The 9611-nt window shown below is 37.3% G+C and carries 9 protein-coding genes and 3 pseudogenes; 5 read left to right on the forward strand and 7 right to left on the reverse strand.

All coding sequences use genetic code 11. The features are described from left to right. Window positions 1-26 precede the first annotated feature (26 nt). The 3 genes from coaA (at window position 27) to MCS_RS02885 (ending at window position 3424) form a co-directional block, all read left to right on the forward strand. On the forward strand, window positions 27-1025 hold the full coding sequence (coaA, locus tag MCS_RS02875; RefSeq protein ID WP_004855469.1) for a type I pantothenate kinase: 999 nt from the start codon (window positions 27-29) through the stop codon (window positions 1023-1025). A 12-nt stretch (window positions 1026-1037) separates the two neighbouring features. Then, entirely contained in the window at window positions 1038-2411 is a 1374-nt protein-coding gene (locus MCS_RS02880) for a leucyl aminopeptidase family protein (protein ID WP_004855471.1), read from the forward strand. 149 nt (window positions 2412-2560) lie between these two features. After that, a complete protein-coding gene (locus MCS_RS02885; RefSeq protein ID WP_004855474.1) occupies window positions 2561-3424 on the forward strand; it encodes a C40 family peptidase in 864 nt (287 codons plus the stop codon). A gap of 797 nt (window positions 3425-4221) precedes the next feature. Here MCS_RS02885 and MCS_RS02890 read toward each other — a convergent pair. Beyond that, window positions 4222-4596 (reverse strand): helix-turn-helix domain-containing protein, encoded by a 375-nt coding sequence (locus MCS_RS02890; protein ID WP_004855478.1) that lies wholly within the window; start codon window positions 4594-4596, stop codon window positions 4222-4224. A gap of 206 nt (window positions 4597-4802) precedes the next feature. Between MCS_RS02890 and MCS_RS02895 the strand changes: the two genes are divergently transcribed. Together MCS_RS02895 and MCS_RS08445 are read left to right on the forward strand one after the other, a co-directional pair. Then, a complete protein-coding gene (locus MCS_RS02895; protein ID WP_004855480.1) occupies window positions 4803-5060 on the forward strand; it encodes a type II toxin-antitoxin system RelB/DinJ family antitoxin in 258 nt (85 codons plus the stop codon). A gap of 1 nt (window position 5061) precedes the next feature. Continuing rightward, window positions 5062-5334 (forward strand): annotated as a pseudogene (locus tag MCS_RS08445) (type II toxin-antitoxin system RelE/ParE family toxin). Between the two features lie 227 nt (window positions 5335-5561). Here the strand turns inward: MCS_RS08445 and MCS_RS08295 are convergent. The 6 genes and pseudogenes from MCS_RS08295 to MCS_RS02930 all read right to left on the reverse strand — a co-directional run. After that, window positions 5562-5933: an isocitrate lyase/phosphoenolpyruvate mutase family protein gene (locus MCS_RS08295; RefSeq protein WP_004855486.1), complete on the reverse strand. Its 372-nt coding sequence runs from the start codon at window positions 5931-5933 to the stop codon at window positions 5562-5564. Between the two features lie 23 nt (window positions 5934-5956). Then, window positions 5957-6922, reverse strand: a complete 966-nt coding sequence (locus tag MCS_RS02910) for a transketolase family protein (RefSeq protein WP_172462891.1) — start codon at window positions 6920-6922, stop codon at window positions 5957-5959. Further along, window positions 6919-7767 carry a transketolase gene (locus MCS_RS02915; RefSeq protein ID WP_004855490.1) on the reverse strand — a complete coding sequence of 283 codons (849 nt, stop codon included), beginning with the start codon at window positions 7765-7767 and terminating at the stop codon, window positions 6919-6921. Before MCS_RS02915 ends, MCS_RS02910 begins: the two co-directional genes overlap by 4 nt. Window positions 7768-8095: 328 nt before the next feature. Then, window positions 8096-8707: pseudogene (locus tag MCS_RS02920) on the reverse strand (hypothetical protein); the annotation flags it as partial. A 104-nt stretch (window positions 8708-8811) separates the two neighbouring features. Further along, window positions 8812-9225: a hypothetical protein gene (locus MCS_RS02925; protein WP_004855493.1), complete on the reverse strand. Its 414-nt coding sequence runs from the start codon at window positions 9223-9225 to the stop codon at window positions 8812-8814. A 20-nt stretch (window positions 9226-9245) separates the two neighbouring features. Then, window positions 9246-9611 (reverse strand): annotated as a pseudogene (locus tag MCS_RS02930) (filamentous hemagglutinin); the annotation flags it as partial.

Genomic DNA, 9611 nt, shown 5'->3' on the forward strand with positions numbered 1-9611 from the left:
AGCAAAGAAACTTTTGACCAATAAAAATGATTGATACAGCTCTCTCACAAATTGATCAAAAAGATAACCTGATCAAGCCTCATTCTGATCGATATTCACCTTATAGTGTCTTTACTGCGCAAGAATGGTCTCAATTTCGTGCAAATACACCGCTTACTTTGACCTTCGATGAAATAAAACGTCTACGATCAATTGATGATCCTATTGATCTTGAAGAAGTACAACGCATCTATCTGTCCTTAGCACGTCTGTTATCATACCATGTTGATGCCGTACAGGAACTCTTTCAAAAACGTCAACAGTTTTTACAACGAAAAGAAACAAAAAAAACTCCCTTTATTATTGGAATTGCAGGCTCTGTTGCTGTAGGGAAATCAACAACAGCTCGTATTCTTAAGGAACTTTTGAAACGTTGGACATCAAGTTTTAAAGTTGATCTAATCACAACCGATGGCTTTCTTTATCCTAATGCGATATTGCAGAAAAAAAATCGTATGAATCGTAAAGGATTTCCCGATTCCTACGATATTAAAAAATTACTGAATTTTCTTTCCGCTATCAAAGCTGGTATTGGTAATGTGCATGCCCCACTTTATTCTCATATGACCTATGATGTACTGAAGAATCAAACAGTTACCATTGACCGCCCAGATATTTTAATTGTTGAAGGTATTAATGTTTTGCAAGTCAGTGATCTACCTAAAGATGGAAAGATTATCCCTTTTGTGTCAGACTTTTTTGATTTTTCAATCTATGTAGATGCTGAAACAGAAGTGATCCGTCATTGGTATTTGGAACGTTTTAACCGTTTGCGTAAAACAGCCTTTCAAAATCCTGAATCCTATTTTCATCGTTATGCACAACTCAATGAAAAGGAAGCTTCAGAAATAGCTGAAAAGCTTTGGCAAACGATTAATTTAAAAAATTTACAAGAAAATATATTGCCAACACGACCACGATCTAATCTCATTCTACGAAAAGGAAAAAACCATTTGGTAGAATATGTAGCTCTTCGACGACTATAAGGATCTCATAATATGCCCCTTAATCATATTCATTTCACTCCTACTCGCGTTGATAATAGTTGTCCCATCTTTTTGGTAAGTCCTAAAAATTTAGTTGATTTATCATTTGATACAACAACAGCAGCATGGATGAAAGTCAATGACTTTACCGGAAAAGCGGGGCAAATACTCTTTGTTCCACACGAAACAGGGCACTTGAAAAAAGTTTTATTTGGACTTGGAAATGGTGAGGAGCCATTTATCACAGGACTTCTCGCTAAAAAACTTCTCACTGGACACTGGCATTTAGAAGGTGATGCCTCCCATGAAATAAATACCTATCTTGGATTAGCATTCGGAAGCTATCAATTCAACCGCTATCGCCAAAGTTCCTCCTCAAAAGCACTCTCGATTCATGTCAAAGACACGATTAATCTGGATGAACTTCAGCGCCTTTATGAAACTGTCTTTTTTGTCCGTGATCTCATTAATATTCCAACTAATGATATGAATCCTGACACCATCGAAAAAGAAGCACGTCAATTAGGAGAAGCCTACAATGCTCATGTCGAAAGCATTTGTGGAGATGCCCTCTTAACACATAATTTGCCAATGATTCATGCTGTAGGACGCGCAAGTAACATCGCACCGCGATTAATTGATCTACGCTGGGGAAAAGAAAACCACACTAAAATAACATTGGTTGGCAAAGGTGTAGCCTTTGATACTGGAGGACTTGATATTAAATCAGCCAATCACATGTCACTTATGAAAAAAGACATGGCAGGGGCAGCACATGTTTTAGGCTTAGCGAAGCTTATCATGGATGCTAAATTGCCTTTCCGCCTCCGTGTTTTGATCCCAGCTGTTGAAAATGCAATTTCTGCTAATGCCTATCGACCAGGCGATATTCTCAAAAGCCGGAAAGGTTTAAGTGTTGAAGTTGGCAATACAGATGCTGAAGGTCGGCTTATCCTTGCTGATGCACTCACTTATGGTGATGAAGAAAGTCCGCAATTCATGCTTTGCATGGCGACTTTAACAGGAGCAGCACGTATAGCACTGGGACCAGATCTTCCCGCATTTTACTGTAATGATTCAATATGGGCACAACAAATTGTTCAATCCGCTCACGCTGTTTCCGATCCTCTCTGGCAAATGCCATTTTGGAAACCCTATCAGGAAATGTTATCATCACCAGTTGCTGACCTTAACAATATAGCTGGAAATAATTTTGCTGGCTCTATAATTGCTGCTTTATTCTTGAACTGTTTTGTTGAAAAAACTAAATATTTCGCGCATTTTGATATTTATGGGTGGATTCAAAAAGAAAAGCCTGGCTTCCCTATCGGTGGCTCTGCACAAGCTATTCGTGCTCTTTATTACCTTTTTAAAAACCAAGTTTAATACAAAATATCCACAAAAATGAACAATCTAAATATTCAAAGGCGATTGCTTGCCACTTAAAATTATAACTCTGTGCTTTATCCAAGGCATAAAAATTCATATATTTTCTATCGATCTTTTAAGACAAGCTCAAAAAGAAAGGAAAATAGATGATCTTTAAAGACCCAAGATTGCATGCATTCAGAAATGATCTCGCAGATAAACGTCTTGAAACAGAAATTTCAGCTCAACGTTTTGTTGAAGGTGAAAAAAAACGTGTTAACATAGCTGTTGCTGGCCTGTTTAAAGAAAGTAATAAAAAGAGTGAAAGACAAACAGAGTGTTTATTAGGAGAAGATCTCCTCATCTTTGAACAAAAGGAAACTATGTCGTGGGGTCAATCTCTCAAAGATGGTTATGTCGGATATATTGAAACAGCAGCCCTTTGTACATCATCTATCAAACAAACCCATATCGTTTCAGTACCACGGACTTTTCAATATCTACAAACAGATTTACGCAAACCAATGGAATACTCACTCTCAATGGGAAGCAAAGTAACTGTTGTTGATCAAACAGAAGTTCGTGATGTAATGTATTCTGTTCTTGAAAACGGAAAGGCAATCATTAGTCGCCATCTCAGCCCCATAGGACGGGTCTATGAAGATTATGTTACAGTTGCGGAAACTTTTATCCACACACCTTACCTTTGGGGAGGAGTTAGCGGTTTTGGAATTGATTGCTCAGGTTTGATTCAGCTCTCTATGATGATGACCGGTAAAATGGTTTTACGTGATACCGATATGCAGCAAAAAACCATAGGTATACCACTTACAGACGACGATAAACTTCAACGAGGTGATTTGATTTTTTGGAAAGGTCATGTCGCTATTATGGTTGATCATGAAAATATCATTCATGCAAGCGGCTATTCTATGGATGTTACAATCGAACCATTAGAAGAAGCAATCACACGTATTGCTAAAAAAAATGAATATCCCATAGCAAAACGTCGACCAATTCAAGAAACATAATGCATCTTTCTACACGAGCATAGCAGATACATATTTCTGCTATGCTATTCCTTCATGAAGTTATTTTTCACCTCTTAAAGATAGCAAATTCAATTTTGGATTGCTCTTATATGTAATGAAAAAGACAACTAAATCTTTATAGATTCATTTCTGCCGAATAGGATTATTTTCATGATTTTTTCAGATCTTATATTCAGTGCTCATTTAAAAATCTTTAGCAACTTTTATATGTTTTGGCAAACCTTGAGAAAATGAATAGGATGATATACTGAACAGCTTTCCTATTTTATATGCAAGATTCTGATAAAAAAATTATCATTACGTAACTTTAATCAAATCCATGATATTGTCATATTTTATTATTTCTGACACTCCTCATATGGACCAAAAAACTATATTATACATTGATTTATATAGATAATTCATCATTTTTCATGTTGAATGAGAAACTCAAATATCCTAAGCTTCTCTCATTTCAAACCTATTTATGTTGAAACCATTCCCGTTGCACGTCACAAACGAGGTTGGCGTGTGGGTAAAACTGTACAAGAAAGGAGTAAAAATGCCTCTTATGAATCATCTGAATGCAAGAGCTGTCGCAACTTTGGAAGCTGGCAAATATAATGATGGAGCGCCAGGGCTTGTTACTTCATAAGCGTAAAATGGCGGTGCTCAATAGCTTTACCGTTATACCATTCACGGATAACATGTAAGTTTTATGTAAAAATAACTTACTGTATTTATACATCTTTTTTACAGTGAGGGATGCGTAAATAAAAGTGAGGGAATAGGATTTTCTAACATTTCTCTATAAAGCACGCTTCGCACAATGTTTCTAATGTTTCTTTGAAGTCTGCCAACGCTTCTTGATGTAAGCCATCTAAAAGTCTCATAAATGCAACAACAGTTTCGCGTTGCAACGGAGTAGAAGGCTTTATTATGATGCTTTTTCGACAAGAATAGGCTTCTTTTTTTAAGAGAGAAGCCATAGCTTTATCTAAACCATAAAGCTCTATGATCTTTTCTTCCATGCCAATCGGTACAGATTTTTTGCCAATCTCGACAGAAGATAAAAATGCTACAGATATGTCTAATTTCTTAGCCATATCTAAGAGGCGTTCGGAGTGATCAATGCGAAGTTTCCGTAAAATTTTACCAAAGGGTGTAAGCATCAAAAAAGTTCTATTAGAGAAGAAATATTTCTTCTGATTCTAACAAATCTTTTTATGATTTTCCTCAATTATTGCGAATCAAGAGTTCTTTTCGAGAAGGTTTTTTAGCAAAACCAGAGGTCCAAAGGGTCTCTAATTCTAAAAATTTGACTTGAAGCCATAACGTAGCTACATTATAATAAAGGTTATGAATGGAGGTACCAATCATGAAAGCCGATTCTGTTGTTCGCGCTCGTATCCCTGCTGAAATGAAAAAACAAGCCATGATTACTTTGGAACGCATGGGATTAAGTGCATCAGACCTTATCCGCATAACATTCTTGCGTGTCGCTGAAGAAGGCTGCTTACCTTTCGATGTCAAAGTACCCAATAGCACTACACGTAAAGCTATAAAGGAATTAGATGAAGGTAAAGGTGAAACATTTAAAAACGCTGATGCCCTTTTTAAGGACTTAGGCATTTAATATGCTGATACCTGTTCGTTCAGGACAATTTAAGCGTGACGTGCGCAAGGCTGAAAAACGCGGTAAAAATATGAATAAGCTACGTACATTATTGAGTCTGCTAATTGAAGAAAAACCATTACCTAGACATTACTGTAATCATCGACTAAAGGGCGATTGAGCTGGATGTCATGATAGTCATATTGAACCAGATTGGCTGCTTATTTATAGAATAGAAGGAGATAAATTACATCTTATTCGTACAGGAACTCACTCCGACCTTTTCAAAGAATAATTATATGAAAAACTAAAAGTGCACTAACTTTTGATTATCCACTTTTTGAGGTGTGAGAAGATATTCTCGAGTGCGTCCATGAGACGAGCAAAATCGATAATAAACATAAAAACAATGAATGCTAACCACTTCATGAAGCATGACATCATCTTCAAACCTTAGTAGGTCTCAATCATCTCGTGAAGCAGCTGTTGTTCTTTTTCCGTGAGATCTTGATCTTTGTTGCTTCATTTCTTGACCATCTTTCCAACCACATAAATGTGCTCCCCATTTCGCTCCAACATTGCAACATTTAAAGAAAAATGTTGCTTGTGACCACCTGTATCACCATCAACTATTAACGGTAGTGTTGTAACATCAAGAATTTCTCTTATAGTTGCCATACGGTTACGTAAATTAAGAACTTCTGTATCTGGAAGTCCTCTCAAAGTTGAATCACTCAATGAACTAGACCAAAAAGCATAAAATTTTTTTAATTGCGTTTCCGTTTTGATTGTAATACGTTCAGAAATCATAGCAGAAAGTGGACTATGAACTTCCAGTACTCTTAAACAATGTTTTAAGGAAATTTGTTGTTTTAAGCAGTGTCGTGTTATCATCTTCTATAACCTTTTTAGTTTATTCATATAGCTGCTAACACAGTTTTCGTTATACCTTCTCGACTTATTCCATAATGTGCTAAAACATCTAATTGGCTTCCATTACAAATTGGTTCATCGGGTATTCCTAACGATACAAATCTACATGCAATACCGTATTCCATAAGTAATCTTGCAATGGCATCTCCAAGCCCTCCGTTAATGCTATGCTCTTCACAAACAATGACAGAACGGTGGGATTTGCAAAATTCTAATAGAGATGAGTTATCTAAAGGGCGAATTGTTGGTACACTGACAACTGTTGGTATAATTTCATATTTTTTGAGTTCTTCAGCCGCATCAAGACAAATCTGAACGGTCTCACCAGTGGCAAGAAAGAGAATATCTTTTCCCTTTTGTATAACAGAAGCTTTATTGATATCTATTTTTGAAGAATCTCTATGAATATTTTTAACTGCACGCTTTCCTAAACGTATATAAGCAGGCATAAGACTGCTTAACGTCGAAAGAATTGCAGCCTCCGTTTCTTTATTATCCGCAGGAGCAATGATGCGCATGTTAGGAATAGCACGAAGTGAAGCAAAATCAGAAATAGCATGATGTGTAGCCCCCAGTGCCCCATAGCTAATCCCAGCACTAATACCAATTAATCGAACAGGATTTTCACAATAAGCGACATCTACCTTTATTTGTTCAAGTGCACGCGTTGTCAAAAAACAAGCCTGAGAGACCACAAATGGCTTTTTTCCACATGAGGCAAGACCAGCCGCAATGCCTACCAAATTTTGTTCCGCAATTCCAACTTCTACAATACGCTTTGGATAGCACTTTGCGAATTGGTCAATCTTCCCAGATATTCGTGAATCAGCTGTTAAAACAACAATATCTTTATCAAATTGCGCTATTTTTATAAGAGTTTTATTCAAAATTTCGAGGTTTGAAAACTTCACGGCAGTTTGTGTTTCTTGATGATAATTATCCATATTCATGCTCTCATTAATTGAATTTTTGTCTTAATTTCATTGACAGCAAGATTATATTCTTCATCTGTTGGAACTTTATGGTGCCAAGTTATGTCATTTTCCATGTAGGAAATTCCAGAGCCCTTTATTGTGTTCATAAGTATTACTGTTGGTTTGTCCTTATAAGATGGAGGAGAACCTAAAGATGTCTTCAGTTGTGTTATATCGTGACCATCAATTTCTACAACATGCCAGCCAAAACTTGTAAATTTATCTGCTAAGGGCTCTGTTTTCATTAAGATATCAGTCGTATCAGTAATTTGTAGCCGATTTCTATCGACAACTGCAATAAGATTACTGAGTTTATAATGTGCTGAAAAAAGTGCTGCTTCCCAAACAGAGCCCTCTGTCATTTCGCCATCACCAAGAAGCACAAAAACACGATAAGATTGAGAATTAAGCTGTCCAGAAAGAGCTATTCCTGCGCCAAGAGATAAGCCATGCCCAAGAGAACCTGTACTTTGTTCTATACCAGGAACTTTTTTAGTGACATGACCAATAAAGTCCGAACAAAAGCCTAAATAAGTATCAAGAAGTTGAGGGTCAAAATACCCCATTTCTGATAATACAATATACAACGCTTCAACCGCGTGTCCCTTACTTTGGATATATCGATCGCGATTTGGATCATGGATATACTTTTGATTTATTTGAAGAATATGTTTGTATAAGATATAAATAAAATCAATACAGGAAAGGCTCCCAGCCGTGTGACCAGATTTTGCTTTTCTAATGAGATCAAGTATTTTAAGGCGTAAACGAAGAGCATAAATCGCATCATCAATATCTGCTTTATTGGTTGCATAAGCCATATCTTCTCCCCCCTTTAGAAAATTTATATCATTATAAATCTTTGGTCACATATCCTCAGGCTAATTGTTTGTATCAATATTTATTATAATAAGTAAATTCTCAATTTAATAATAATCAACAACGCCACCATTAACCAATAACCTAAAATGCAAATGATATCTATAACGTAAAGGTAATGGCTTTCTTTGGTCTAATAACAGCATTACTTTTCTAAGTTTGCTTAATTTTTTCCCACGCTTAGTAATTATTTTAAGGTTGCGTTTAAACTTAGCCAATGTCATCAGGAGTAAGTAGCACAATACCAAATTTTGAAGAATTCGTTTGCATACTAATTTCTTGTTTAGCAATCACGCTCGCATCGCCCTTAACAGAAAGCGCATCGGTGTTTAAAACGGTCTCCACACCCTCAACACTTGTGCGCCCTGCGTCAAAGCGAATATTCTTCTCTGCAAGGATAACAGCATCCCCACCAGCCGCAAAATGCCCTCCTTGAGCGAGAATATCACCACCATGCACAGACAAATTATGGGTAGCACTTATCCGCCCTGAATTGCTTATCGTGGAATTGCTGGTATTTTGGCTGGTGATATTGACATCATCCCCCATGATCAAGGCGCCAGCAGAAACAAAGGAGGATCTCTCCTTTTTTGGAATGTAAAGCACTGGCGCATAAACATCCATGCCCTTGACCTGTTGGCGCACATAAATCACCATCGGGGCTTCTAGAGAGGCCAACTGTTCTTCACTTAAAGGCTCACCAAAGGGGAGATTGTGTGCTTTTGCATATTCCGCCCCTCTATCCAGCAAAGTTTTGACTTGTTCAATAGCATCACTTCCAGGAATAAAAGAGCCTTTTCCTAAACCTTGACCAACAAGATCACGCATTTGTTTTTCAATCAGCTGCTTTTCAAAATACGCATCCCCTAAGAAAAAAATCTCCCAACTTGTATGTCTTCAGCCGTTGAATAGTGAGATTGAGGAAACAACCCCGCCATTCCAAGCGAAAGTAAGGATGGCGGATTGTCGGTCATTACAAGCAAGACTTAAGGCTGACATTTGCGACTATTTTTATATTTTTTACAAAACGGGCTATTCAAGCGCCTCTTCACACTTCGTTGCGGGATGACAGCACCTGGACGACATATGGGAAGGTTTTCCGCTTTAAAAGTATAACATGGCCCTCCCGCTCTTGCTACCTCTTCATCTTTATAGCGAAAACCTGATTGAATCATACAAGCATAAATTGTTGCTTTTGCATTAATGCTATTCTTTCTGTTTTCTGGATCAACATCATAAGGCGTTGGCATTCCACATTCTAACAATGCTTTTCCTATCTCAGTAAAATCTGCACCAGGCTTCTCCCACGCACTCAAATACCCTCCAGGAGTTTTATTAAACTGACACCCAGCTATACTCAATAGAGTTATCGCACTTAATAATTTTAGAGTTTGTTTCATTTTTTCCTCTATGATTTAATTCAAGGCTTTTGTTCTAAATGAGATGTACCATAACGCCATGTACACTTATCACTCGCATTTCCAAGACAGGTATGGGAACTTATGGGATTTGTAGCCACTCTCCACCATTCTTTCCACCGGGTACTACCAACAGGCACTGTCTCATAAGTATAGCCATTACCGCCAATAATTCTGCTTACAAAGTCATATCTATGCCCATCAAAACCAATACTCGTTTGTTTGCCACCACTCACATAACCTAACAGACCGGATGCAGACAAAACATTAGCTGCTGGTCCATGGAAACTGATCGTTGTATTGCCAGCTACATCATTTACACCTTCTTGTTTGAAAGAATTCATCATATTAAAGCCTGTCAAACTGCC

Source organism: Bartonella doshiae NCTC 12862 = ATCC 700133, from assembly GCF_000278155.1.
Classification (GTDB): Bacteria; Pseudomonadota; Alphaproteobacteria; order Rhizobiales; family Rhizobiaceae; genus Bartonella; species Bartonella doshiae.

What these genes read in the sequence shown, in the direction of transcription:
- coaA (WP_004855469.1), top strand. Translation starts at nt 27, where the DNA reads ATGATTGATACAGCTCTCTCACAAATTGATCAAAAAGATAACCTGATC.
- MCS_RS02895 (WP_004855480.1), top strand. Translation starts at nt 4,803, where the DNA reads ATGAAAGCCGATTCTGTTGTTCGCGCTCGTATCCCTGCTGAAATGAAA.
- MCS_RS02910 (WP_172462891.1), bottom strand. Translation starts at nt 6,922, where the DNA reads ATGAATATGGATAATTATCATCAAGAAACACAAACTGCCGTGAAGTTT.
- MCS_RS08295 (WP_004855486.1), bottom strand. Translation starts at nt 5,933, where the DNA reads ATGATAACACGACACTGCTTAAAACAACAAATTTCCTTAAAACATTGT.
- MCS_RS02915 (WP_004855490.1), bottom strand. Translation starts at nt 7,767, where the DNA reads ATGGCTTATGCAACCAATAAAGCAGATATTGATGATGCGATTTATGCT.
- MCS_RS02890 (WP_004855478.1), bottom strand. Translation starts at nt 4,596, where the DNA reads ATGCTTACACCCTTTGGTAAAATTTTACGGAAACTTCGCATTGATCAC.
- MCS_RS02885 (WP_004855474.1), top strand. Translation starts at nt 2,561, where the DNA reads ATGATCTTTAAAGACCCAAGATTGCATGCATTCAGAAATGATCTCGCA.
- MCS_RS02925 (WP_004855493.1), bottom strand. Translation starts at nt 9,225, where the DNA reads ATGAAACAAACTCTAAAATTATTAAGTGCGATAACTCTATTGAGTATA.
- MCS_RS02880 (WP_004855471.1), top strand. Translation starts at nt 1,038, where the DNA reads ATGCCCCTTAATCATATTCATTTCACTCCTACTCGCGTTGATAATAGT.